Here is a 23,256-nt window from a genome sequence, read left to right as displayed (position 1 = left end):
CCGGCGTGAGCGCCGACGGCCGATCTGCGCCGCGCCAGGGCGGCGCACCGGGGCGCAGCCCCGTCCCCTGGGAGCCGCTCTTCCACGAGAAGAGCCGTCTCTACTGGCCGATCCGTCCGCGGGCCGAGGCGTTCGCGGGGTGCGTCGACTGGCCGCCGGTCGAGGACTACAACCGGGCGCTCGGCGAGGGCTTCCCCGTCCGCTTCGTGGAGCAGCCGCCGAGGCCGCGGCGCCGCGGGCGGCACGGGCCGCTGGACCTCTCGGCGCTCTACGACGCGCGCATCCACGTCGAGGGTTGCGTGCCCACGCGTCCGAGGAACTGGCATGACTTCCTCAACATGCTTGTGTGGGCCGCGTTCCCGCGCGCCAAGGCGGCGCTCCACGCGCGCCAGCACCGGGCGATCGCCGCGCGCCTCGACCCGTCCGCCGAGGCGCTCCCGCCGGCGCGCACGCGCGAGCTGGACGGGCTCGCGCTCCTCGACGAGGGCGGGCTCCTGCTGCTCTACGACGGCGCGCACGCGCGCGCGGCGCCCCTGCTCGTCGACGCCTCCGATCTGCGGCGCTGCGCCGGCGAGGTGCAGGGCGCCGTGCAGCGGGGCGAGGCCGCGGCGCTCGTCTTCGGCCACGCGCTGTACGAGAGCCTCCTCCGGCCCGGTCCGACCGTGCACGCGCTGGCGCACGCCATCGCCTGCGAGGGCCCGCTGCCGGCGGCGCCCGACGCGCTCGTCTCGCTGGCCGACGCGCGCCTCAGCGACGCGCTGCGATCGCCCGGCAGCTTCGCGCACCCCGAGCGCAGTCCGCGACTCCCCGTCGACGAGCGCGTTCTATGCGGGGGAGCGCCGCTCTGTGTTGCGACGATCGGGGTTGCTGCAGGTGCCGTGGGGAGGGGATAAGAGGCGAAACGATGAGCACCCCCGCGCTTCACCTCTACATCGGCAGCAAGAACCTCTCGTCCTGGTCGCTCAGGCCGTGGCTCGCGATGTCCCATGCGGGCGTCCCGTTCGAGGAGCACGTCATCCCGTACGAGCTCCCCGACTGGGGCGACCGCGTGGCGGAGCGCTCGCCGACGCGCAAGGTGCCCGTCCTGCGCCACGGCGAGCTCGTCGTGTGGGAGTCGCTCGCCATCTGCGAGTACGTGGCCGAGGCGTTCCCCGGAGCGCGGCTGTGGCCCGAGGGGCGCGAGGCCCGCGCCGTCGCGCGCGCGGTCAGCAGCGAGATGCACTCCGGCTTCGCCGACCTGCGCCGGGAGCTGCCGATGGACATCGCGCGGCGGCACCCGCGGCGCGCTGTCTCGGACGCCGCCGCCCGCGACATCGCGCGCGTCCTCGGGATCTTCCGCGACTGCCGCGCTCGGTTCGGCCAGGGCGGACCGTTCCTGTTCGGCGCCTTCTCGATCGCCGACGCGATGTTCGCGCCCGTGGTGACGCGCCTGCTCTCGTACGATGTCGAGATCGATGACGTCGCGCGGGCGTATGCGGGCACCCTCACGTCGCTCCCGGCGATGGCGCGCTGGTCCGCGGCGGCCGCGGAGGAGGTCGAGAGAAACCCGCACCTCACCGCGCCGGCGGGCAGCTCGTATACGAAGGCGGCCGGCGGCGCGGCGCCCTGAGCGTGCGCGAGGCTTGCGCCCGCGAGCGGGTTGCCCGGAGGATGGCCGCCGCCATGACGACCATCCGACTCTACGATCTCCAGGTGCGCGACGACCGCCGGCCGAGCCCGTTTTGCTGGCGTATCAAGTACGCCCTGGCCCACAAGGGGCTCCCGTTCGAGGCCGTGCCCACCGCGCTCACGGACATCCCGTCGATCGCGGGCGGCGCGCACAAGACCGTGCCGATCATCGAGGATGGCGGCAAGACCGTCGGCGATTCCTGGGCGATCGCCGACTACCTCGACGAGGCCTATCCGGACCGGCCGCGCCTCTTCGGCTCGGCGGCGGAGCGCGAGCTCTGTCGCTTCGTGGAGGCCAGCCTGTTCGTGAGCGCCGGCAAGTCGCTCCTCATGAGCTACCTGAAGGACATCCACGATCACGCGCTCGAGAGGGACCGCGCCTACTTCCGGCAGAGCCGGGAGAAGCTGTTCGGCCGCACGCTCGAGGAGCTGGCCAGCGAGCGCGCGGAGCGCATCGAGGCGGCGCGCGCGGGCTTCGACTCGGTCCGGCTGACGCTCAAGGGCGGCGCGCGGTTCCTCTCGGGGGCGCACCCCGGCTATGCGGACTACATCGTCGCGGGCTTCCTGCTCTGGATCGCGTCGATCGCCACCGCGCCGCTCCTCATGAGCGACGACCCGCTGCTCGCGTGGCTCGGCCGCGTCCAGGATCTCCACGGCGGCCTCGGCCGGAAGAGCCCGCTGAACGCGCTCGTGGCCTGAGCCGCCGCTCGCCCACGCAGGACGAGCTGAGAAGACCCGGCCCTGTACGGGGGTCGACCCCCCCGCGACCAGGCCCAAGGCCAGGCTGTGCGGCGGTCGAACCCATCGCGAGCCGGCGAACCCCGTTCAGGACCGCCGCCGCGCCGCGAGCGCATAGACCAGCGGCAGGCGGCGCCCGAACCTCCTCATGCGGAACTGCCCGGACGGCCCCTCCGCCATGTCCGGGAAGATGTCGTACGGAGACCAGTCGATCTCCCGGAGCCGCTCCAGCGTGAGCCCGGCGTCGAGGAGCGCTGTCACAACCGTCCCGATACCGTGGTTCCAGCCGACCTCCTTGAGCCTCACGGGCGCGTCGCGGTCGGCGTACGTGCCTGTCTCCTCGGTGAGGATCGGCTCTCCGTGCCCGTCGTACGGATAGACGATGTGCTCGAACGCGTCGTCGAACGTCCACACGACGGGGTGGAACTCGACGAGGTGCAGGACGCCCCCGGGCTTCAGGCACGCGGCGGCCGCGCGCGCCCAGCGCGTCATGTCGGGAAGCCAGCCGAGCACACCGTATGATGTGAACACGATGTCGAATGTCTCGCCGCCGACGGCCGCTGGAGCGTCATAGACGTTGGCCTCCACGAACCGCGCGTCCAGCGAGAGCTCCTCCGCGAGCGCGCGCGCGGCGAGGATGGCCTCGTCGGAGAGGTCGAGCCCGGTCACGCGCGCGCCCAGGCGCGCCCAGGACAGCGTGTCCTGACCGAAGTGGCACTGCAGGTGGAGGAGAGACTTGCCGCGCACGTCGCCGACCTGATCGAGCTCGATTGGCTTGAGCGAGCCCGCGCCGGCCCGGAAGGAGGTCAGATCGTAGAACCTGGAGGCCAGGTGCACGCGGGTGCGGGCGTTCCAGGCGGCGCGGTTCGTGTCAAACCATTCGGCCTCGGTCATGGGAGCCTGTCTATCACGGCTCCTGCCGCGCCGCATCGCGCCGCGGCCTCCCGCGGACGCCGCCGTGATCGCGCGTGCGCCAGGTCGCGCTACGTCGCCGGTCGGGCGCGCCTTCATCATGGACCTCCGAGCGCGCGGGACCGCGCCGGAAGGGCGGGTCGCCTGCGGAGGATCCATTCGGCCACGGCGAGGTTGATCGCCCAGCCGGCCGCCATGGCGAGCGCCCGGCTGAGCTCGCCCTGGATGCCTCCGAACAGGAGCCAGGGCACGTGGGTCAGCACCTGCGTGCCGGCGCCGAGGCCGAGCGCATAGCCACGCACCATCCAGGCGCGGTGCCTGGCGATGTCCCGGCGGCGGATGGCGACGAAACCGAGGCAGATGAACAGGGCCATCGCCGAGCCCACCACCAGCCGGATGGCATGAAGGAGCGGGCCGTCATGGTCGGCAGGCGGGTAGGTCCGGGTCAGCCACAGACCCGAGAGCGCGGCGGCAAGCCCGAGAGGAACCAGCACCCGTCCAGCAGCGCGGTGCCAGCCGGGGCTCCGGCGGCGCAGGCCGGAGGAGAACTGGAACGCACCCAGGACACACCACGCGCTGACGCTGACGATGTGCAGCACCGCGGGCAGGGGGGCCGCGAAGAACCGCGCGTTTTCCGGTGTGATCTCCGCGCCGCCGGCCAGCCCGACCAGGCGAACGATGCCGGCGACGACCGGGACCGCGCTGAGCGCGATCAGCAGCGCGGGCGCTCGCCACACCCCCTTCTCCGAGGGGATCGTCGTGCTCGACCGTCCTTGTTGTCCGCCCTCCAGGCGCCTGCCGCTCGGCGGCGACAGGGAGGGCGAAGCACAGGACGCCGCAGCGCTCTCATTCATCATGCGCTCGAGCGTAACGATGGCTCCGGTCGCGGAACATCGGCAGAGCGGCCAGATCTGAGCTGGCCGAGAGTTCGACCGTGGAGTCGTACTTTCGGCCGATCAGCTCCGGACGCGATGGGTCTCGTACGCCCAGATGGCGATCTCGACCCGGTTGCGCGCGCCGAGCTTGGTCATGAGGCTGGCGATGTGGCTCTTGACGGTGCTGAGGCTGATGTGGAGCTCGTCGGCGATCTCGGCGTTGGTTCGCCCGCGGGCCACGGTGAGGAGGACCTCCTCCTCCCGGTCGGTGAGGGCCTCCCTCGGTTGCGCTCGCGGCAGGTCGCGCCGGGAGTCGGCGAACGCAGCGAGCAGCCGTGCGGTGATGCTCGGGGCGATCAGGGCGTCGCCGCTCGCGGCGGCGCGGATGGCCTGGGCGAGCAGGTCAGGGCCGGCATCCTTCAGCAGGAAGCCGCGGGCGCCGGCCTTGAGGGCGGCATACACGTAGTCGTCGTGGTCGAAGGTGGTGATCACGACGACGCCGACGGGCCGGTCGACGTTCGGGCCGGCGAGCCGTCGCGTGGCCTCGATGCCGTCCATCCCGGGCATGCGAATGTCGAACAGGCACACGTCGGGGTGAAGGTCGAGCGCCAGCCGCACGGCCTGGAGTCCGTCGGCGGCGACGCCCACGACCTCGATGTCGGGCTGGGCGTTGAGGATCATCGTGAGTCCGGTGCGGACGATCTCCTGATCGTCGGCGATGATGATTCGAATGCTCATGTGGCCGGTCCTTGTCGAGGTAGCACGGCGGTCACCGCCCAGCCGCGCTCCGGGTTGGGGCCCGCGTGGCAAGTGCCGCCGAGCAGCTCCGCTCGCTCGATCATGCCGAGGAGCCCGTAGCCCGCCGAGGCGGGCTGCCGAGCGTGCGTGGGGTCGCCGTCATCGCTGACACGCAGGCGCACCGAGGCACCGTCGGCGGTGACTCCGACGTCGATCCGCGTCGCGTGCCGCGCGTGTCGCCGAGCGTTGGTGATCGACTCCTGCGCGAGGCGGTAGATGGCGGCTGAAACAGACGGTGAGAGGTCGTCGAGGTCCCCGGAGATATCGACATGGATCTCGGGGCCTTCGGCGGGCCGCTGGGTCAGGCGCTCGAGGTCCGCGATGCGCGGGTTGGGAGCGAGATCGGCGGATTCGTCTCGCCGCAGGAGCCGGACCATCGCACGCATCTCGGTGAGGGTGCGCGATGCCTCGGTCGCGATGACGCGGAGCGCGTCGATCGCGGCCTCCGGGTTCGTGGGCGCCGTGGCCAGGCCGGCCTGCGCGCGGATGGCGATGGCCGACACGTGGTGGGCGACCGTATCGTGGAGGTCGCGGGCGAGCTGCTCGCGCTCACGCATCTTCACCTGCTCGATCTCGTGAGAGCGCGCGCGAGCCCGATAGCGGACCGCCGCACCGAGCGCCATGGCGGAGAGCAGGACGGCGAAGCCCCCGATGACATCGCTCACCTTCGCCTGTTCCGAGAGGAGACGCAGCGACGCCGAGGCCAGCATGAGGGCGGCGCCCATCATGACCTCGCGTCCCGCACCCCACCGGAGCAGGGAGTAGGGGAGCAACAGCAGGAAGACCGCCGTGTACAGCGTGGGGAGGTCGCTGCCGGTCAAGAGCCGGGCCAGCGCGATGGCTGCGGTCGCGCCGAACAGGATCGAGATCATCAAGAGCGGCCGCGATCGCCGCCACAACACCGTGGGCATGAGCGCGACGCCGACCACCAGCGAGGCGGACGTCCACGACTGTTCCAGCCTCGCGGCCACTTCGAGCAGCCCGATCGCGACGAGCACGCCGAGCAGCCCCCAGTCTCGCTTGCCCGGACCAGGCGGATGCGGTGCGCTCGGCTCGGGCCCTGCGGGGCGAGGAAGACCGCGCGCCTGCCTCATGCGCTGGCAGCCGCCTTCGGGTCATACCCGAGGCTCGGCGACAGCCACCTCTCGGCCTCCTCGACCGTGATCCCCTTGCGCTTCGCGTAGTCCGCGACCTGATCCCTGCCGAGGCGCCCCACCATGAAGTACCGCGACGCGGGGTGCGCCAGGTAGATGCCGCTGACGCTCGCCGCCGGCATCATCGCGAAGGTCTCGGTCAGCTCGATGCCGACCGCGGGCGCGTCGAGCAGCGCGAACAGCTTGCTCTTCTCGGTGTGATCCGGGCACGCCGGGTACCCGAACGCCGGCCGGATCCCGCGGTATTTCTCCTCGATCAGCTCCTCGTTGGTCAGCGCCTCGCCCGCGCCGTACCCCCAGTCCTTCCGCGCCCGCGCGTGCAGCAGCTCCGCGAACGCCTCCGCGAGCCGGTCCGCGAGCGCCTTCGCGATGATCGCGCTGTAGTCGTCCTTGTCCTGCTCGTACGCGCGCACGATCTCATCGAGCCCGATCCCCGCCGTCACCGCGAACGCGCCGACGTGATCGGCGAGCCCGCTCTCCCTCGGCGCCACGAAATCGGCGAGCGACAGGTGCGGCTTCGCCCCGAAGGCGGCCTTCTCGCCGTCCTCCTCGGCGCCGCCCGCGGCCTTCACCTGCTGCTGTCGCAGCATGTTGAACCGGAGGAGCTCCCGCGAGCGCGCCGCGTCCCCGTAGAGCACGATGTCCCGCTGCTCGCCGCTCGCCGGCCAGAACCCGTAGACGCCCCGCGCCTCGAGCAGCGCGCCGTCGATGATCCGCTGCAGCACCTTCTGCGCGTGCTCGAACAGCTCGCGCGCCGCCTCGCCGTACTGTGGGTGCTCGAGGATCTGCGGATACGGCCCCCTGAGCTCCCACGCGGTGAAGAAGAACGTCCAGTCGATGTACCGCGCGATCTCGGAGAGCGAGATGTCGTCCACCACGCGCCGCCCGGTGAACGACGGCGCCGCGATGTCCTCGGGCCGCCACGCGATCTTGAGCCGCCCCTCGTCCGCCGCGGCGAGCGTCACGAGCGGCTTCGCCCGCTTCCTCGCGAACAGCTCGCGCAGCCGGGCCTGGTCCTCCCGGTTCTGCGCGTCGAACGCCCGGTGTTTCGCCGCGTCGAGCAGGCTCGACACAACGCCCACGGCCCGCGACGCGTCGAGCACGTGCACCACGGTCCCGCTGAGCTCCGGCGCGATCTTCACCGCCGTGTGCTGCCGGCTCGTCGTCGCCCCGCCGATGAGCAGCGGCAGCCGGATGCCCCGCCGCTCCATCTCGCGCGCCACGCTGACCATCTCGTCGAGCGACGGCGTGATCAGCCCGCTCAGCCCGATCATGTCGGCCTTCTCGTTCAGCGCGGCCTCCAGGATCCTGTCCTGGTGCACCATCACGCCGAGGTCGACCACCTCGTAGTTGTTGCACCCGAGCACCACGCCCACGATGTTCTTGCCGATGTCGTGCACGTCGCCCTTCACGGTCGCCATCACGATCTTCCCCTGATACGACGACTCGCCCGCGGCCTTCTCGGCCTCCATGAACGGCATGAGGTACGCGACGGCCCGCTTCATCACCCGGGCGCTCTTCACCACCTGCGGGAGGAACATCTTCCCGGCGCCGAACAGCTCGCCGACGATCTTCATCCCGTCCATCAGCGGCCCCTCGATGATGGAGAGCGGCCTTTCGTACTTCTTGCGCGCCTCCTCCACGTCCGCCTCGATGAAGTCGACAAGCCCCTTCACGAGCGCGTGCGACAGCCGCTGCTCGACCGGCGCCTCGCGCCAGGCGAGGTCGAGCTCCTTCTTCTTCCCCTTGCCCTTCACCTGCTCGGCGAAATCGACGAGCCGCTCGGTCGCGTCCGGGCGCCGGTTGAAGATGACGTCCTCCACCCGCTCGAGCAGGTCCTTCGGGATGTCCTCGTAGACCGCGAGCTGCCCCGCGTTCACGATGCCCATGTCCATGCCCGCCCGGATCGCGTGGTACAGGAAGGCCGAGTGCATCGCCTCGCGGACCGCGTTGTTGCCGCGGAACGAGAACGACAGGTTCGACACGCCGCCGCTCACGCGCGCCCCCGGGCAGGTCGCCTTGATGATCCGCGTCGCCTCGATGAAGTTCTTGGCGAACTCGTTGTGCTCCTCGATGCCTGTCGCGATCGCGAGGATGTTCGGGTCGAAGACGATGTCCTGCGAATCGAAGCCGGCCTCCTCGATGAGCAGCCTGTACGCGCGCTGGCAGATCGCGACCTTCCGCTCCACCGTCTCGGCCTGACCGAGCTCGTCGAAGGCCATCACCACGACCCCGGTCCCGTAGCGCCGGACGACGCGCGCCTTCTTGAGGAAGTCCTCCGGCCCCTCCTTGAGGCTGATCGAGTTGACGATCCCCTTGCCCTGGATGCACTTGAGCCCCGCCTCGATGACCGACCACTTCGAGCTGTCGATCATGATCGGGATGCGGGCGATCTCGGGCTCGGTGGCGATGAGGTTCAGGAACGTCGTCATCGCCTGCTCGGAGTCGAGCATGCCCTCGTCCATGTTCACGTCGAGGATGTTCGCCCCGCCGCGCACCTGGTCGAGCGCCACCTCCAGCGCGGTCGTGAAGTCGCCCTTCTTGATGAGCTCCATGAACCGGGCCGAGCCCGTCACGTTGGTCCGCTCGCCGATCATCATGAAGTTCGTGTCGGGCCGGATGACGAGCGTCTCCAGGCCGCTGAAGCGCCCGAAGCCGTCGCGCTCCGCGGGCAGGGGCCGCGGCCTGAGCTCGGCCGTCGCCCGGGCGATCGCGCGGATGTGGTCCGGCGTCGTCCCGCAGCAGCCGCCGACGATGTTCACGAGGCCGCTCTCCGCGAACTCCGCGAGCAGCCGCGACGTCGTCTCTGGCAGCTCGTCGTACTCGCCGAACGCGTTGGGGAGGCCGGCGTTCGGGTAGCAGCTCACCCGCGCCCGGGCGAGCTTCGCGAGATCCGCGAGGTATGGCCGCATGTCGCTCGCGCCGAGGGCGCAGTTGAGGCCGACGCTGAGCGGGCTCGCGTGCTCGACGCTCGTCCAGAACGCGTCGATCGTCTGGCCGGAGAGCGTCCTGCCGCTCCGGTCGGTGATCGTCACGCTGAGCATGATCGGGAGGCGCCGCCCCTTCTCGGCGAAGACCTCCTCCATCGCCACGATGCACGCCTTCAGGTTCAGCGTGTCGAGGAATGTCTCCGCGAGGAGCACGTCGGCCCCTCCGTCGACGAGCCCGCGCACCTGCTCGGCGAACGCCCGCCGCAGCTCGTCGAAGGTCACCGCGCGGAACGACGGGTCGTTCACGCTCGGCGAGATCGACAGCGTCTTCGGCGTCGGTCCCAGCGAGCCCGCGACGAAGCGCGGCTTGTCGGGCGTGCGCGCCGTCCACGCGTCGGCCGCCTTCCGGGCGATCTGGGCCGCGGTCACGTTGATCTCGTAGGCGAGCGACTCGAGCCGGTAGTCGGCCTGGGCGATCGAGGTGCCCGTGAAGGTGTTCGTCTCGATGATGTCAGCGCCGGCCTCGAGGTACGCGCCGTGGATCTCGGCGATGACGTCCGGCCGCGTCAGCACGAGGAGATCGCTGTTGCCCTTGAGATCGATCGCGTGGTCGCGGAAGCGCTCGCCGCGGTAGTCGGCCTCGCCCAGGCCGTAGCGCTGGATCATCGTGCCCATCGCGCCGTCGAGGCACAGGATCCGGGCGTCGAGGATCTCTTCGATGCGCGCGGGGTGTTCGCTTTCGTTCATGGCTCTGCTCTTTGTATCTACTAATCCGGATGAACGGATTGGAGACTGGCGGACCTGCGGGCACGCGTCAAGCGCCGCCTGCGGTCGGCGAGGGCAGCGGTCTTCCTCCGAATCCGAGGCCTCACCTGGCGCGGCCTCCCCTGGGACGAGGGGGGCGGGCCCCTGGGCGAATGGCGGCTACACCTGGACGGGCGGCGTCGGGTCGATCGCGTACCCCGTTCCGGCTGAGGCACTGGCGGACATCGCTGGAGGTGCGTATCTTTGGCTAGCCCTGAGCACCCCACCCCAGGGCACGGCCGGCCGGGCTCACCGCGCGGTTCGCCTCCAGCGGGGCGAGCGCCCCCTCGGGCAGGGCAGCCGTCCCCGGCCGGACAAAGCACGCAGAGGAGATTTCAGGATGATCACGATCACGCAGAAGGCAGCCGAGAAGGTGATGGAGATCGCGACCGCGGAGGAGCTGATGGGGCAGGGGCTGCGCCTGCGCGTCGTGGGCGGCGGATGCGCAGGCTTCTCCTACGACCTGTACTTCGAGGACAAGCCGACCGAGTTCGACGAGGAGTTCGAGGACCGGGGCATCAAGCTCTACATCGACCCGCTGAGCTACCAGTACCTCGACGGAACCGAGATCGACTACGTCGAGGGCCTCCACGGCTCCGGCTTCAAGTTCAGCAACCCGACGGTGAAGAGCACCTGCGGTTGCGGCTCCTCGTTCTCCGTCTGATCGCGCGCTCGCACTCCGCCTGAACCTCGCGTCCGTCCTGGCTCGCTCCGTCCTTTGGCGGAGCGGCCGACGTGAGATGCACACGAGCCCCTGGGCGCGTCCGCCCGGAGCATCGAGACCTTCCCGGCTCTCTCGTCCCTCCTTTTTGCCTCAGTGCTCGCGCACGCGAGCCTGAGCGGCGTGCGCCATGGCTTCGCAGCCACGGTGTACAACCTGCCCGCCCGGGGCGGCATGCCAGCTGCATCGCAGCCTGGGTGGGCTGCTCTCTTCGGTATCTCGAACCAACCACTTCGGCGGCAAGTGCCGGTGAAGCGATCAACGCGATCGAGGCGCGTCGTCGGCCGGCCTCGACAGCAGGAGCCGAGGTCCGGCATCGGCCGGCCTCATCAATCGAACCGGGGTCTTCGGACCTTGAAGGAAACCCTGTGCAAACGTCCCGAGATCAGGCCAGCGCGGTTTCGCGCTACATCACGCATGTTCGGCAGATCCCGGAGCTGTCGCGCGAGGACGAGGTCGAGCTCGCTCGACGGTGGCGGGACCACGGCGACGAGCGGGCCGCGGCCGCTCTCGCGCTCGCGAACCTGAGGCATGTTGTCTCGATCGCGATCAGCTACCGGCGTTACGGGATCCCGCTCGCCGATCTCATCGCCGAGGGGAACTTCGGGATCGTCCACGCGATCCGCAAGTACGACCCGGACCGTGGAAATCGCTTCGTGACCTACGCGGCCTACTGGATCCGGGCGTACATCCTGAACCACGTCATTCACTCCTGGAGCCTGGTCGGCGTGGGCTCGGGCCCGCTCCGCTCGAAGATGTTCTTTCGCCTGCGGCGGGAGCGGGCGCGCATCGCGGGCCTCGTGGGCGAGGGGGAGGAGGGCGATCGGCTGCTGGCCGAGAAATTCGGAGCGCCCGCGGAGAAGGTGCTGGAGATGGCCCACCGGCTCGAGGCCCGGGACGTCTCGCTCGACACGAAGGTGTTCGAGGACGGCGCCCGGTCGCTGGTCGATACGCTGCCGGCGGACGACCAGGACCAGGAGGAGCGCTTCTCCCGCGCGGAGGAGGGGGCGCTGCTCCGCGAGCGGCTGACGCAGGCCGTGGAGAACCTCGACCCGCGCGAGCGGTACATCGTCGAGACCCGGATGATGGCGGATCCGGAGGAGGAGCTGTCGCTCGCCGAGATCGGGCGCCGCCTCGGGGTATCGCGCGAGCGGGCTCGGCAGCTGGAGGCGCGCGCAAAGAAGAAGCTGCGCGACCGTCTCCAGCCGCTGGCCGCGTAGCGACTTGCCACAGGTGAGCGGCGGGCGAGCACAAAAGCACGGAGCCCCGCCGAGGCGGGGCTCCGTGGTCGCAGGGGACGTAAGCCGAGTTCTGTTGCGCGGGGGGTCGCCCCCCTTGCGCCGGCGATCATTCCTCTAGGGCGCGCGTTGCCGCGCGCCTCAAGCAGCCAACCCGGAGGCCTGGGGCGGGCAACCCTTGCCGCGGCGGCGGTTGCCGCCGCGGACGCCTCCCTACGCGGCCTTGCTCCAGGTGGGGTTTGCCGTGCCGCCCTTGTTACCAAGGGCGCGGTGGGCTCTTACCCCGCCGTTTCACCCTTGCCGCGCGGCGAGCCCCTCGCGGAGCGCGCGGCGCGGCGGTCTGTTCTCTGTGGCACTTTCCTCGAGATCGCTCTCACCGGGCGTTACCCGGCACCCTGCCCTGCGGAGCTCGGACTTTCCTCCCGCGACCGGGCTTCCCCGGCCGCCGGCGATCGCCTGTCCCGCTGCGACGCGGCGAACATAGTCAAGAGACGGCCGAACGCCAACACCTCCGCGCGGCGCCCCCGAGGGCTGCCCCTTCGCTCAGGTGCGGCGGAGCTTCTGCGCCATCTGGGCGCCCAGCTCGGCCGAGCGGTTCGACGCGGTCTCGACCGCGTCGATCAAGGTGCGCCGGAGCCCGCCTGCCTCCAGCGTGTGGAGCCCCGCGATCGCCGTGCCGCCGGGGCTCGTCACCATGTCCTTCAGGCGGCCGGGGTGCTCGCCGGTCTCGAGCTGGAGCTTGGCGGCGCCGTACACCGTCTGCGCCGCGAGCAGCAGCGCCACGTCCCGGCCGAGGCCGACCTTCACGCCGCCGTCGGCCAGCGCTTCGATGATCAGCATGATGTACGCGGGGCCGCTGCCCGACAGGCCGGTCACCGCGTCGAGCAGCGACTCGTCGAGCACGACCACGCGGCCGACCGCCTGGAACAGGGTCCGCGCGATCTCGATGTCGTCGCTCGTGGCGTGGCTCCCGGCGGAGATCGCCGTGGCGCCGGCCAGCGCGATCGCGGCGGTGTTCGGCATGCTGCGGATGACGCGCGCGCCCTCCGGCAGGCGCGCCTCGATGGCGTCGATCGGCACGCCGGCCGCCACCGAGATGACGACATCCGTGCGGCCCAGCCCCGACGAGAGGGGGGCGAGGATGCGATCGACGATCTGCGGCTTGACGGCGATGACGAGGACGTCGGCCCACTGGCAGAGCGCCTCGTTGTCCTCCGTGGTCTCGATGCCATACCGCGTGTGGAGGAACGAGAGCCGCTCGCTCTTGAGATCGCTCGCCCGGATCTGCTCCGCGCCCACGGCGCCCCCCTGGAGCAGGCCTCGGATGAGCGCCTCTGCCATGTTCCCGCCGCCAAGAAACCCGATCTTGCGCCCTCGCAGCCGGCCGTCGTCGCTCCCCATCGCGATGCTCACCTCCAAGAGCGCGCACCCTAGCAGCCCTGCCGAGCCCGCGGCTCAAATCTCGACGGTCATCGCCGCCGGCGCGGCGCGCTGCCATGGACGGGCGAGCGGACGCGCGGCGCGCCTTCCCCCCGCGCGCGGCGAGCGCCCTTGTCAGCGGACGCCGTGACGTTATTTGTGCGGCGGAATGAACGCAGTCGGTTCCCTGTTCGCCGAACGCAGGACGGGACCTTTCGACTGCCCGACGGAGATTCCATGATTCAAGCGGTTTCCTATCGCTCTCGCGCTTCGGCCCTCGCGCTGCTCTCGATGGCGGCGCTGGCGTTCGGTGGGTGCGGCCAGCAGGCGCACGCCACGCCCCCCTCCACCCAGGCTGCCGTCGCCTCGCCGCCCGCTGCAGCGCCGCCGCCCGTCTCGACCGTGACGCTTCCGCCGGCGCCGGTGCCGGCCACCTTCGATGTCGCGGCGCTGTCCGAGCGGGTCAGGCCGATGGTCGTCAACATCACGACGATGCACGAGTCGCGCGGTCCCGAGGGGCTCGATCCCTTCGAGTACTTCTTCGGCCCGCAGGGCGGCGGCCGGCTCAACCCGCGGGGCCCGCGGCCGCCGCAGACGGCGCTCGGGACCGGCTTCATCATCGATCCGAGCGGCTACGTGGTGACGAACGAGCACGTCATCCACGACGCGTCCGGCGTCCGCGTGCGGCTCGCCGACGAGCGGGAGTTCGAGGCCGAGGTCGTCGGGCGCGATCCCAAGCTCGATCTCGCGCTCCTCCGCCTGAAGGGCGCGAACGGCCTGCCCGTGGCGCCGCTCGGGACGAGCGAGCAGCTGCGGGTCGGCGAGCACGTGCTGGCGGTCGGCAACCCGTTCGGGCTCGGCCACACGGTCACGCTCGGCATCGTCAGCGCGAAGGCGCGCGCGATCGGCGCGGGGCCGTACGACGACTTCATCCAGACCGACGCCTCGATCAACCCGGGCAACAGCGGCGGGCCGCTGTTCAACTGGCGGGGCGAGGTCGTCGGCATCAACACCGCAATCCGGGCGGGCGCGAACGGCATCGGCTTCGCGATCCCGGTCGACGCGCTGAAGGACGTGCTCCCGCAGCTCCGCGAGAAGGGGCACGTCGAGCGCGGCAAGCTCGGCCTCCTGTTCCAGCCGGTCACGCGCGAGCTCGCCGCGGCGCTCCAGCTGGACGCGCCCAGGGGGGCGCTCGTCGCCGAGGTCGAGCCGGGCGGCGCCGCCGCGCGCGCCGGCATCAAGCCGGGCGACGTGATCGTGGACGTGAACGGCGTCCCGATCCACCACGCCGAGGAGCTTCGGCGCAACGTGGCGCGCAACGCGCCCGGCGCCGAGATCGAGGTGACCGTGGTGCGCGCCCAGAAGCGGCACGAGCTCCGGGCCAAGCTGGACGCGCTGCAGGACGAGGAGGGTGACGCGGCCAGCCGCGCGCGGCCGAGCCAGGGCGCCCGGCCCGAGCGGCAGCAGAGCGCCGAGAAGCTCGGCATCCAGATCTCCGACGCGCCCGGCGGCGGGGTGCGGGTCGACGGGTTCGCGTCGGGCGGCAACGTCCAGGATCTCCAGGTGGGCGACGTGATCGTCGAGGTGAACAGCACCCCCATCAAGGACACCGCCGGCCTCCGCGCGGCCATCGCCAAGGTCAAGGAAGGGTCGATGGCGCTCCTCAAGGTGCGGCGCGGGAAGGTCGTCCAGTTCGCGGCCGTGCCCATCCCCGCGCGCTGATCCTGCGGCGCGGCCGGCGCGCGCCGGTCTTTCCCGATCACCCCACGCCTTGCCGTCGGCCGGCGGTCTCTTCTCGACCCTCGGGCGCGTTCGCAGGCGAGGCGTCCGCGGCGCGCGCCGCCTCCATGAGCGCGCGCTTCTCCGCCTCCGTCTGCTTCACGCGCTCCTCGAGCACGTCGGCGCCGAGGTAGCGGAAGACATAGATGCCCCCCACGAACATGCAGAGGAACAGGGCGAGCACCCGCCAGATGACGACGTACGGCACCACGAACGCGCCCTGGACCCAGGGCGACATGAGCGCGTTCGAGCCGAGCTCGGCGACGCCGCTCGCGCCGGGCGTGGGGCTCATGTAGAGCGCGAAGTTGAGCAGCGTCTGGGTCAGGACGACCTGGACGATCGGCGGGCCCACCGAGACGAAGGTCGAGGGCGACGTCGGGATGCCGAGCCCGAGCAGGATGAAGTAGGCGACCGCGAACCGCGACCAGAAGAAGCCGAACGTGAGCAGCAGCGCGGCGGCGTAGGCGCGCTTGCCGCGGCGCATGTAGACGCGGAAGCCCTCGTGGAACTCGTCCACGCTCCGCAGCAGGCGCGCGGTCATGGCGCCGGGCGCGGCGAGCGCGGCGTCGGCGCGGGCCCGCAGCCGGGGCACGCGCCGGGCGCCGAGCAGCGCGGCGCGCAGGAGCCGCCCGAGCGGCACCGACAGCGCGCGCACGATCGCCTTGAGGAGCGGCGGGTACGCCGCCGCGACGATCAGCGCGACGAGCGCGGAGCCGAACATGGCCACGGTGAAGAAGAGCAGCCACTCGATCTGCGACCCCCCGTGCATGACCAGCATCCCGTTCTGCCGCAGCGCGAAGAGGGTCAGGGCCGAGAGGAGGAAGAATGTGACGGTGCACGAGGCGGTGAGCAGCTCCGCCGTGGCCACGTCGACGAGCCGCATGCCGCCGTGGACGAGCACGGCGGCCTGCGAGGGCGCCGCGCCGGCCTGCCCCGGGGTCACGCCGGCGCAGAACATCAGCACGAACTCCGAGGTCACCGCGGTGCGGAAGCTGAGCCCGGGCCAGAGCACGCGCCCGAGGACCCAGATCCTGAGGCCTCCGAACACGCCCTCTTGCAGCGCCAGCACGGCGCCGACGAGCAGCCAGCCCGGCCGCACGTGCGCGAGCCCGGCGGCGAGGCTCTCCTGTTTGTCGTGGATCTCGCTGTAGAGCACGTAAGCGAACGACGCGAGCGTGAGCGTGACGACGACCTGGATGCCTCGGATCAGGGTGGCGCGGTTCATACGGGGGCGTGCAGCCGGGGTGATCGCCTGCGCATGCCCCTATACCCTGTCGCCGGCGCTCGCGACCGTCATGCGGCGCTCCGCCCGGCGCGCGAGACGCGTCCCGGGGCGGCCCCGGCCGCAGACGAGCGCGGCCGGTGCGAATGACGCTTCGCGGGAGCGTTCCTTGTGTTGTCCAGCGCTCGTCCAGCGCGGCGCGCGTCGTCGTTCGTGGTCGCCGCGAAGCGCGGCTCTCGCGCGCGTTCCGCGGCTCTCGCGCGCGTTCCGCGGCTCTCGAGACCGGGGCGAGGAAGATGTCTATTGTCTATTGCGTCGCCGAGGAGGGCTCGCGATGCTGGCCGCCTCATGGCGGCACGTAAGATCGCTATCAATACCGGAGGCGGCGATGCGCCCGGGCTCAACGCTGTGATCCGCGCGGCCACGCTCGCCGCGATCGAGCGTGGCTGGGAGGTCTGGGGGATCCGGCAGGGCTACCGCGGGCTGCTCGACGACTCTCCGGACGGGCTCATCCGGCTGGACCGCGAGCGGGTGCGGGGCATCGCGCACCTCGGGGGCACGATCCTGGGTACCGTGAACCGCGGCGATCCGTTCCACTATCCGGTGCCGGGCGAGCACGGGCTCGTGCCGCGGGATCGGTCCGAGGATCTCGTGCGGCGGTTCCGCGCGCTCGGGTTCGACGCGCTCATCGCGGTGGGCGGCGACGGCTCGATGCGGATCGCGCACCAGCTCCTCGAGCGCGGGCTGCCCCTCGTCATCGGCGTGCCGAAGACGATCGACAACGACGTCTGCTGCACCGACGTCACGTTCGGCTTCGACACCGCCGTTTCCATCGCGACCGAGGCGCTCGATCGGCTCCACACCACGACCGAGGCGCACGAGCGGATCATGGTCGTGGAGGTGATGGGGCGGCACGCGGGCTGGATCGCGCTCAACGCCGGGGTCGCCGGGGGCGCCGACGTCATCCTGATGCCGGAGATCCCGTTCCAGTACGAGCCGATCGCCGAGAAGATCCGCCTCCGGGATTCGCGCGGGCGGCGCTTCTCCATCGTGGTGGCGGCGGAGGGGGCGTGCTCGCAGGGGGGAGAGCTGGTCATCAAGGACGCGGGCGACGCCTTCCGCCGCGCCGCCGTCCTCGGGGGCGTGGCGGAGCGCGTCGCCAAGGAGCTCGCCACCCGCACGGGCAAGGAAGCGCGCTCGATGGTGCTCGGCCACCTGCTGCGCGGCGGCGGACCCACGACGGCGGACCGCTTGCTCGCGCTCCGCTTCGGCGCGGCCGCGATGCGCTCCCTCGTCGAGGACTGCGGGAGCGGGATGGTCGCGCTGCGGGCGAACCGGATCGAGCTGGTCTCCCTCGACGACGTGGCCGGCAAGACGAAGACGGTGCCGCTCGATTCGGACACGGTCGTCACGGCCCGTGAGATGGGCCTGTGCTTCGGCGACGAGCCGTCCGACCATTTCGCCGCCACCTGATCCCGGGGCGCGCGGGTGTGCCGCTGTCGGCCGTCGGCCCGGCAGGAGCCGTGGCGGATTGTCCAGGTTCGCCTGCCACCGGGTGTCATTCGCGCGGCGCGCCGCCGGCCGGGCGGCCTGAGCGTGGCGACCAGCCTCGTGTTTGACACTCGTCGAAGGGGGCCGATATCTTGGGTTCCCCTCCGAACCCGCGCACACCCCGGAACATGACGAAAGTCCTCGTATTTGAGAGTGATCCGGCGTTTGCCGGGGAGCTCCGCACGGAACTGGGCCGCCTCGGCTGCACCGTTCAGGTCGTCGACGACGGCAACGTCGGCCTGCAGGCAGCCGCGGCCGATCGCCCCGACCTCATCCTGCTGTCGATCGAGCTGCCGCGCATGAACGGCTTCTCGGTCTGCAACAAGCTCAAGAAGGACCTGCAGCTCAAGGACGTCCCGCTCGTCATCATGTCGAGCGAGTCGAGCGAGGAGACCTTCGAGCAGCACCGAAAGCTCAGGACGCGCGCGGAGGACTACATCCACAAGCCGATCGCGTTCGGCGAGCTCCTCGAGCACATCCGCAACCATGTCCCGCTCGACGGCGACGACGCGGAGGCCGATCCGATCATGATCGATGAGGCCGAGGTGCTCGAGGCCGACATCGACGAGGACTCCGGGGATCCCACGATCATCACCGCGGCGGTGGGCTCGAACGGCACGCCCGCGAGCGTCGCGCCGCCGGCGCCGTCGGCTGTGCCGAGGCCGCCATCCGTCGCGCCGAGGCCGCCATCCGCCGCGCCGAGGCCGCCGTCCGCCGCGCCGCCGTCCGCCGCCGCCCAGGAGCGTGTGCGGGCGCCAGGACCGACGAAGCCTCCTCAGGCCGCCGTCGTGAGGTCGGATTCCCGCAAGTCGGATGAGGACATCGAGGAGTTCATCGGCGGCGCGTTCACCCGGTTGATCCGCGACGAAGAGGAGGAGCCGACCGACGTCAGGCCCTCGGTCGCGCCGTCGACGCGGACGCCCTCGGTCGCGCCGTCGACGCGGACGCCCTCGGTCGTGCCGTCGACGCGGACGCCCTCGGTCGTGCCGTCGACGCGGACGCCGACGTCCACCGGCACGCCCCTGCCAGCCTCGGTGCCCCCGCCGGTGAGCTCGTCGCCGGTGGCCACCTACCGCGCTCCGGTCTCCGAGCGCGGGGGCGCCTACCGCGCCCCGGTGTCCGAGCGCGGGCGGCTGACCCCGGCGCCGCCGGCGCCGCATCGCTCCGACGCCGACGCGGGCGAGATCGAGCGCCTGCGCGCCGACCTGGACAGGTCCAAGAGCGAGATCGTCCGCCTCACCAAGGAGGTGGCCGCTGCGCGCGCCACGTCGCTCCGCCTCGAGGGCGAGATTTCCACGGCGAACGACGGCAGCCAGGAGGCGGTCCGCCTGCGGCGCGAGCTCGACGAGCTCAAGGCGAAGCTCGCGGCCGGCGGCAGCGGCTCCAGGCCCGGCGGCGTGTCGAGCCGCGAGTTCCTCGATCTGCGCGAGGCGCTGAACAAGAAAGACAAGGAGATCCTCGCGCTCCGCGACCAGATGTCGCGCAAGGACAAGGAGCTCCTGGAGCTCCGGGATCAATCGCTGTCGCTCGATCGGGAGAAGGCCGATCAGGTCGACAGGATCCTGGAGCTCGAGCGTGCGAGCGAGGACCTCGACGGGCAGCTCGCGTCGCTGCGCGCCGACAAGGAGCTCGCGGCGAAGCGCGCCGACGACTTCAAGGCGCGCGCCGAGAAGATGCAGGCGCAGGTCGTCGCCCGCGACGCGGAGGTCTCGGCGGCCCGGCAGGCCCTGATGAGCGCGGAGGCCGCGCACACCGAGGCGCTGCGCTCCGCGGCGGACGAGATGGCGCAGGCGATCGCCGCCGTCGAAGCGTCGGCGCGGCGCGAGATCGAGGAGAGCGCGCAGGCGGAGCGGGAGCGCTTCGAGCAGGCGACGGCGGCGCACCGGACGGAGGTCGAGAGGCTGAACGCCGAGCACGCCGCCCGCGTGGAGCAGCAGGCCGCCGAGCAACGCGCCGCCGCCGACAGGCTGGCCGGCGAGCACGCCGCGGCCATCGACAAGCAGGCCGCCGAGCATGCTGCGGCGCTCGATCGGGTGAGGGCCGAGCATGCGGCGCTGGCGGATGGCCTGAGGGCCGAGCACGAGGCCGCCGTGGACGGCGTGAGGGCCGAGCACGCCGCGGCCGTGGATGACCTGAGCGCGGAGCACGCTGCGGCGCTGGACCGGCTGAGGGCGGAGCACGCCGCGGCGGTCGAGGCATCGCAGGGCGAGCACGAGGCCGCCGTCGAGGCGCTCCGGCGCGAGCACGCGGGCGAGACGGAGCGGCGCGACCGGGAGCACGCCGCCGGGCTGGACGCGGCGCGCGCCGAGCACGCCGCCGGGCTGGACGCGGCGCGCGTCGAGCACGCCGCCGCCGTCGAGCGGATCAACGCGGAGCACGCGGCCGCGCTGCAGGGGGTGCGCGCCGAGCAGGTCGCCGCCGTCGAGCGGCAGCAGGCCGAGCACGCCGCCGCGCTGGAGGCGCTGCGGGGCGACCACGCGACCGCCGTCGAGGCGCTGCGGCGCGAGCATGCGGAGGACGGGGAACGGCGCGACCGCGAGCACGCGGCCGCGCTGCTCAGCCTGCGAACCGAGCACGCCCGCGCCATCGAGGGGCAGGCGAACGAGCACGCGCGGGCGCTCGAGGCGACGCGAGAGGACTTCGCGGCGCGGCTCGCAGCTCGAGAGCGCGAGCTCATCGAGGAGCGCGAGCAGGCCGTTCGCGCCGCCGAGCACGCGCATGCGGCTCGGGTGTCCGAGCTCGAGACGCGCGCCGCCGACCGGCAGGCGCAGATCGAGGCGGCGCACGCGCAGGCGCTCGCCGACCTCCGCGGCGCACACCAGGCCGAGATCGCCGAGCGCGAGGCCGCCTGGGCGGCGCAGAAACACGAGCTGGACGAGATCGCCCTCGGGCTCTCCGCCGAGCTCGGGCAGGCGCGCAACCAGGTGGCGCACCTCGAGGCCCGCTCGCGCGACCTCGATCAGCAGCTGGAGCAGCGCACGGGCGAGCTGTCCACCCGCGTCGAGGAGCGCGATCGCCTGCTGGGGGAGCTCGCCGAGCGGGCGCGCGCCGTCGAGGCGCTCCAGGGCCGGCTCACCGAGGCCGAGCAGCGGGAGAGCGAGCTCGGCGCCCAGCTCTCGCACCGGACCGAGGAGCGCGACACCTTGAGGACGCAGGGCGAGCAGCTCGCCGAGCAGCTCGCCGTCGAGCGTGCCCGACTGCAGAAGGCGCGCTCGAAGTGGGGCGAGGACCGCGCCTCGCTGGAGCGCGCGCGGGAGGCGCTCGCCTCCGCGCTGTCGCAGATCGATCAGGGCGAGGCGCTGTCGATCGAGTGAGCCGGCGGCGCTCGCTGGCGGGGCGCGGGGGCGATCAGCGCGAGAGCGCGGCCGCCCCGAACGCCTCGGGCAGGAGCGCTGCCAGCGAGGTGAGCCGAGGCGCCACGCTGCCGTCTCCGGCGGCGATGAGGCGGATCGGGAGATCGACGGCGAACTCGGCGAGGGTCTGCCGGCACATGCCGCACGGGCTGCCGAGGACGGGCCCGCTGGTGGCGACGGTGAGCGCGATCGGGTCGCGCTCGCCGGCCGCGACCATCTGCGCGATGGCCGAGCGCTCCGCGCAGAGGGTGAGCCCGTACGAGGCGTTCTCGACGTTGCAGCCGGCGAACACGCGGCCCGACCGCACGAGGATCGCCGCGCCGACCCAGTAGCCCGAGTACGGCGCGTGCGCCCGCTCCCGGACGGCGAGGGCCGCCCGGTCGAGCGCGTCCCAGTCGATCGCCCGCGCCGCCTCGGTCGCGGCGGGCGCCTCGACGGCGTCCTGCGGGGCGCGGCTCACGACGCAGGGCTCCCGGCCGCGGCGCCTTCGCCGGCGCGGCGGACCCATGCCGAGAGCAGCGCCGTGAACCGGGCGCGCGCCCTCCGGGCGGTCTCCTCGACCTCCTTGTGGTCGAGCTCGCGCTGCGTCAGGCCCGCCGCGAGGTTCGTGATGCACGAGATGGCCGCGGCCGGCACGCCCATGTGCCTGAGCGCGATGATCTCCGGGACCGTGCTCATCCCGACCGCGTCTGCCCCGAGCGTGCGCAGCATCCGGATCTCGGCGGGGGTCTCGTACGTCGGCCCGAGCAGACCGGCGTAGACCCCCTCGCGCAGCGAGACGCTCGCGTCGTTCGCCGCCGCCCGCGCGAGCTCGAGCAGCCTGGGATCGTGCGCGTAGGTCATGTCGGGGAAGCGCTTGCCGAGCGCCTCGTCGTTCGGCCCGAGGAGCGGGTTCACCCCCATCAGGTTCAGGTGATCGGTGAGCAGCATGAGGTCGCCGGCGGCGAAGCCGGGGTGGATGCCGCCCGCCGCATTCGTCAGGAGCACGGCGCGACAGCCGAGCCGCGCGAGCACGCGCACGCCGAACGCGACCTTCGCCGGCGGGTGCCCCTCATAGAGGTGCGCGCGCCCCTGCAAGCAGGCGACCGGCACGTCCCCGACGCGCCCGGCGCAGAGGAAGCCGGCGTGCCCCTCGACGGCGGGCCGGGGCATGCCGGGGATCTCCGCGTAGGGGACCTTCACGAGCCCGGAGAGCTCGTCGCCCCAGCCCCCGAGCCCAGATCCCAGCACCACACCGATGCTCGGAGGCGCCGGAATTCGTTGGTGAATGATGTGCGCTGCTTCGTCGAGCTCGGCCAGGAGGGTCACCGCGACAAGCTACCCGAGGGCGACGCGGGAGGTAAACGTCGCAGATGCACAGCGGCACCGAGCGTGGTAGGGTCGCCGCCCTTTCGGGGCAAGTGACGACGATGGGCACCAAGATCGAAAATTTCTTGAAGGAACAGAAGATCGACCCCCGCCGCATCATTGCGGTGTCGGTCAAGATCGAGCGGCTGCAGCCGGAGGATCGGGCGATCCGCCTGACCAAGCGGCTGGCGCGCAGCAGCGAGGATGCTGCGAAGAAGAAGGAGGCCGCAAGCACCAAGAAGCCGCGCAGCGGCCGCCCGGTGACCGACCGCACGCTGGGTGCGGCGCTGCAGGGCAAGCCGATCAGCGGCCCTGCGAAGACGCGCCTGCTGCGCGCGGTCAACCGCATCCTGGAGCAGAAGAAGCAGGAGAAGATCGAGCTGTCGGCGCTCTTCGAGCTGCCGAAGAAGGGCGGCGCCGCGGTGGAGGGCGCCGAGGCCGCGGGCTGACCCGGCCGGACGACCCGGGCACCCCCACGGTTTTTTCCCGTCGCCCGGCTTGAGCGCACGTCGGCCTGAGGCCGAAGCGGGCTCAAGCCGGGCACCTTTTTGTCCAGGGACTGAGGCCGGTCGCTACGCGCGATCGCGGCGGCGCGAGCCCAGCTCGAGCAGGTCAGCGGCGACGAGGGCCACGGTCAGCGACACGGCGATGAGGATCATGCGCCGGAAGGTCGCGCCGATGTGCCCGAAGGAACAACTTTTGTGCGTTTCCGGGCGTCATCGCGGCCCGGGGCGGCGCTGCATGGGC

At 71.9% G+C, this 23,256-nt stretch carries 18 protein-coding genes and 1 other RNA gene; 9 read left to right on the top strand and 10 right to left on the bottom strand.

Annotated elements, in window-relative coordinates; all coding sequences use genetic code 11:
* Positions 1–5 precede the first annotated feature (5 nt).
* The 3 genes from WMF36_RS31130 to WMF36_RS31120 are packed head-to-tail and all read left to right on the top strand — an operon-like array spanning position 6 to position 2,367.
* Positions 6–893: a DUF3025 domain-containing protein gene (locus WMF36_RS31130; protein WP_437574397.1), complete on the top strand. Its 888-nt coding sequence runs from the start codon at positions 6–8 to the stop codon at positions 891–893.
* An 11-nt stretch (positions 894–904) separates the two neighbouring features.
* On the top strand, positions 905–1,609 hold the full coding sequence (locus WMF36_RS31125; RefSeq protein WP_437574396.1) for a glutathione S-transferase family protein: 705 nt from the start codon (positions 905–907) through the stop codon (positions 1,607–1,609).
* Between the two features lie 53 nt (positions 1,610–1,662).
* Positions 1,663–2,367 (top strand): glutathione S-transferase family protein, encoded by a 705-nt coding sequence (locus tag WMF36_RS31120; protein WP_437574395.1) that lies wholly within the window; start codon positions 1,663–1,665, stop codon positions 2,365–2,367.
* Positions 2,368–2,493: 126 nt separating this feature from the next.
* On the opposite strand, the gene WMF36_RS31115 is transcribed toward WMF36_RS31120, so the two are convergent.
* The 5 genes from WMF36_RS31115 to metH form a co-directional block, all read right to left on the bottom strand.
* Positions 2,494–3,300: a class I SAM-dependent methyltransferase gene (locus WMF36_RS31115; protein ID WP_437574394.1), complete on the bottom strand. Its 807-nt coding sequence runs from the start codon at positions 3,298–3,300 to the stop codon at positions 2,494–2,496.
* A gap of 116 nt (positions 3,301–3,416) precedes the next feature.
* Complete coding sequence (locus WMF36_RS31110) at positions 3,417–4,175, bottom strand: DUF2306 domain-containing protein (protein ID WP_437478679.1); 759 nt, start codon at positions 4,173–4,175, stop codon at positions 3,417–3,419.
* A gap of 99 nt (positions 4,176–4,274) precedes the next feature.
* On the bottom strand, positions 4,275–4,931 hold the full coding sequence (locus WMF36_RS31105) for a response regulator (protein WP_437478676.1): 657 nt from the start codon (positions 4,929–4,931) through the stop codon (positions 4,275–4,277).
* Positions 4,928–6,085 carry a sensor histidine kinase gene (locus WMF36_RS31100; RefSeq protein WP_437574393.1) on the bottom strand — a complete coding sequence of 386 codons (1,158 nt, stop codon included), beginning with the start codon at positions 6,083–6,085 and terminating at the stop codon, positions 4,928–4,930. Before WMF36_RS31100 ends, WMF36_RS31105 begins: the two co-directional genes overlap by 4 nt.
* Positions 6,082–9,822 carry a methionine synthase gene (metH, locus tag WMF36_RS31095; RefSeq protein ID WP_437574392.1) on the bottom strand — a complete coding sequence of 1,247 codons (3,741 nt, stop codon included), beginning with the start codon at positions 9,820–9,822 and terminating at the stop codon, positions 6,082–6,084. The genes WMF36_RS31100 and metH overlap by 4 nt, the downstream gene beginning before the upstream one ends.
* A gap of 397 nt (positions 9,823–10,219) precedes the next feature.
* Between metH and erpA the strand changes: the two genes are divergently transcribed.
* Together erpA and WMF36_RS31085 are read left to right on the top strand one after the other, a co-directional pair.
* Positions 10,220–10,543, top strand: coding sequence for an iron-sulfur cluster insertion protein ErpA (erpA, locus tag WMF36_RS31090; protein ID WP_437478668.1), 324 nt, complete (start codon positions 10,220–10,222; stop codon positions 10,541–10,543).
* A 425-nt stretch (positions 10,544–10,968) separates the two neighbouring features.
* The gene (locus tag WMF36_RS31085; protein WP_437478665.1) at positions 10,969–11,820 is read left to right on the top strand and encodes a sigma-70 family RNA polymerase sigma factor; all 852 of its coding nucleotides are present in this window, start codon (positions 10,969–10,971) and stop codon (positions 11,818–11,820) included.
* A 66-nt stretch (positions 11,821–11,886) separates the two neighbouring features.
* Here the strand turns inward: WMF36_RS31085 and rnpB are convergent.
* Both rnpB and proC read right to left on the bottom strand, forming a co-directional pair.
* Positions 11,887–12,306, bottom strand: an RNA gene (rnpB, locus tag WMF36_RS31080) — RNase P RNA component class A.
* 75 nt (positions 12,307–12,381) lie between these two features.
* Positions 12,382–13,239, bottom strand: a complete 858-nt coding sequence (proC, locus tag WMF36_RS31075; protein WP_437494958.1) for a pyrroline-5-carboxylate reductase — start codon at positions 13,237–13,239, stop codon at positions 12,382–12,384.
* A gap of 255 nt (positions 13,240–13,494) precedes the next feature.
* On the opposite strand from proC, the gene WMF36_RS31070 reads away from it, so the two are divergent.
* The gene (locus WMF36_RS31070) at positions 13,495–14,979 is read left to right on the top strand and encodes a Do family serine endopeptidase (RefSeq protein ID WP_437574391.1); all 1,485 of its coding nucleotides are present in this window, start codon (positions 13,495–13,497) and stop codon (positions 14,977–14,979) included.
* A 37-nt stretch (positions 14,980–15,016) separates the two neighbouring features.
* On the opposite strand, the gene WMF36_RS31065 is transcribed toward WMF36_RS31070, so the two are convergent.
* Positions 15,017–16,261, bottom strand: a complete 1,245-nt coding sequence (locus tag WMF36_RS31065) for a lysylphosphatidylglycerol synthase transmembrane domain-containing protein (protein WP_437574390.1) — start codon at positions 16,259–16,261, stop codon at positions 15,017–15,019.
* A gap of 345 nt (positions 16,262–16,606) precedes the next feature.
* Between WMF36_RS31065 and WMF36_RS31060 the strand changes: the two genes are divergently transcribed.
* Both WMF36_RS31060 and WMF36_RS31055 read left to right on the top strand, forming a co-directional pair.
* Positions 16,607–17,731 (top strand): 6-phosphofructokinase, encoded by a 1,125-nt coding sequence (locus tag WMF36_RS31060; protein WP_437574389.1) that lies wholly within the window; start codon positions 16,607–16,609, stop codon positions 17,729–17,731.
* Between the two features lie 206 nt (positions 17,732–17,937).
* Entirely contained in the window at positions 17,938–21,123 is a 3,186-nt protein-coding gene (locus tag WMF36_RS31055; RefSeq protein WP_437574388.1) for a response regulator, read from the top strand.
* 34 nt (positions 21,124–21,157) lie between these two features.
* Here the strand turns inward: WMF36_RS31055 and WMF36_RS31050 are convergent, their stop codons facing one another.
* Complete coding sequence (locus WMF36_RS31050; protein ID WP_437574387.1) at positions 21,158–21,622, bottom strand: cytidine deaminase; 465 nt, start codon at positions 21,620–21,622, stop codon at positions 21,158–21,160.
* On the bottom strand, positions 21,619–22,470 hold the full coding sequence (locus WMF36_RS31045) for a purine-nucleoside phosphorylase (protein WP_437574386.1): 852 nt from the start codon (positions 22,468–22,470) through the stop codon (positions 21,619–21,621). The genes WMF36_RS31050 and WMF36_RS31045 overlap by 4 nt, the downstream gene beginning before the upstream one ends.
* A gap of 101 nt (positions 22,471–22,571) precedes the next feature.
* Here WMF36_RS31045 and WMF36_RS31040 point away from each other — a divergent pair, with 101 nt between their 5' ends.
* Positions 22,572–22,958 (top strand): hypothetical protein, encoded by a 387-nt coding sequence (locus WMF36_RS31040; protein WP_437574385.1) that lies wholly within the window; start codon positions 22,572–22,574, stop codon positions 22,956–22,958.
* Positions 22,959–23,256: the final 298 nt, after the last annotated feature.

This window comes from Sorangium sp. So ce887, from assembly GCF_051521455.1.
In the GTDB taxonomy this organism is placed as follows: Bacteria; Myxococcota_A; Polyangia; order Polyangiales; family Polyangiaceae; genus Sorangium.
This window is presented reverse-complemented; position numbering and strand designations above follow the sequence as displayed.

Coding starts and splice junctions, on each gene's coding strand:
- WMF36_RS31125 (WP_437574396.1), top strand. CDS start 905: ATGAGCACCCCCGCGCTTCACCTCTACATCGGCAGCAAGAACCTCTCG.
- WMF36_RS31120 (WP_437574395.1), top strand. CDS start 1,663: ATGACGACCATCCGACTCTACGATCTCCAGGTGCGCGACGACCGCCGG.
- WMF36_RS31115 (WP_437574394.1), bottom strand. CDS start 3,300: ATGACCGAGGCCGAATGGTTTGACACGAACCGCGCCGCCTGGAACGCC.
- WMF36_RS31110 (WP_437478679.1), bottom strand. CDS start 4,175: ATGATGAATGAGAGCGCTGCGGCGTCCTGTGCTTCGCCCTCCCTGTCG.
- WMF36_RS31105 (WP_437478676.1), bottom strand. CDS start 4,931: ATGAGCATTCGAATCATCATCGCCGACGATCAGGAGATCGTCCGCACC.
- WMF36_RS31100 (WP_437574393.1), bottom strand. CDS start 6,085: ATGAGGCAGGCGCGCGGTCTTCCTCGCCCCGCAGGGCCCGAGCCGAGC.
- metH (WP_437574392.1), bottom strand. CDS start 9,822: ATGAACGAAAGCGAACACCCCGCGCGCATCGAAGAGATCCTCGACGCC.
- erpA (WP_437478668.1), top strand. CDS start 10,220: ATGATCACGATCACGCAGAAGGCAGCCGAGAAGGTGATGGAGATCGCG.
- proC (WP_437494958.1), bottom strand. CDS start 13,239: ATGGGGAGCGACGACGGCCGGCTGCGAGGGCGCAAGATCGGGTTTCTT.
- WMF36_RS31070 (WP_437574391.1), top strand. CDS start 13,495: ATGATTCAAGCGGTTTCCTATCGCTCTCGCGCTTCGGCCCTCGCGCTG.
- WMF36_RS31065 (WP_437574390.1), bottom strand. CDS start 16,261: ATGAACCGCGCCACCCTGATCCGAGGCATCCAGGTCGTCGTCACGCTC.
- WMF36_RS31060 (WP_437574389.1), top strand. CDS start 16,607: ATGGCGGCACGTAAGATCGCTATCAATACCGGAGGCGGCGATGCGCCC.
- WMF36_RS31055 (WP_437574388.1), top strand. CDS start 17,938: ATGACGAAAGTCCTCGTATTTGAGAGTGATCCGGCGTTTGCCGGGGAG.
- WMF36_RS31040 (WP_437574385.1), top strand. CDS start 22,572: ATGGGCACCAAGATCGAAAATTTCTTGAAGGAACAGAAGATCGACCCC.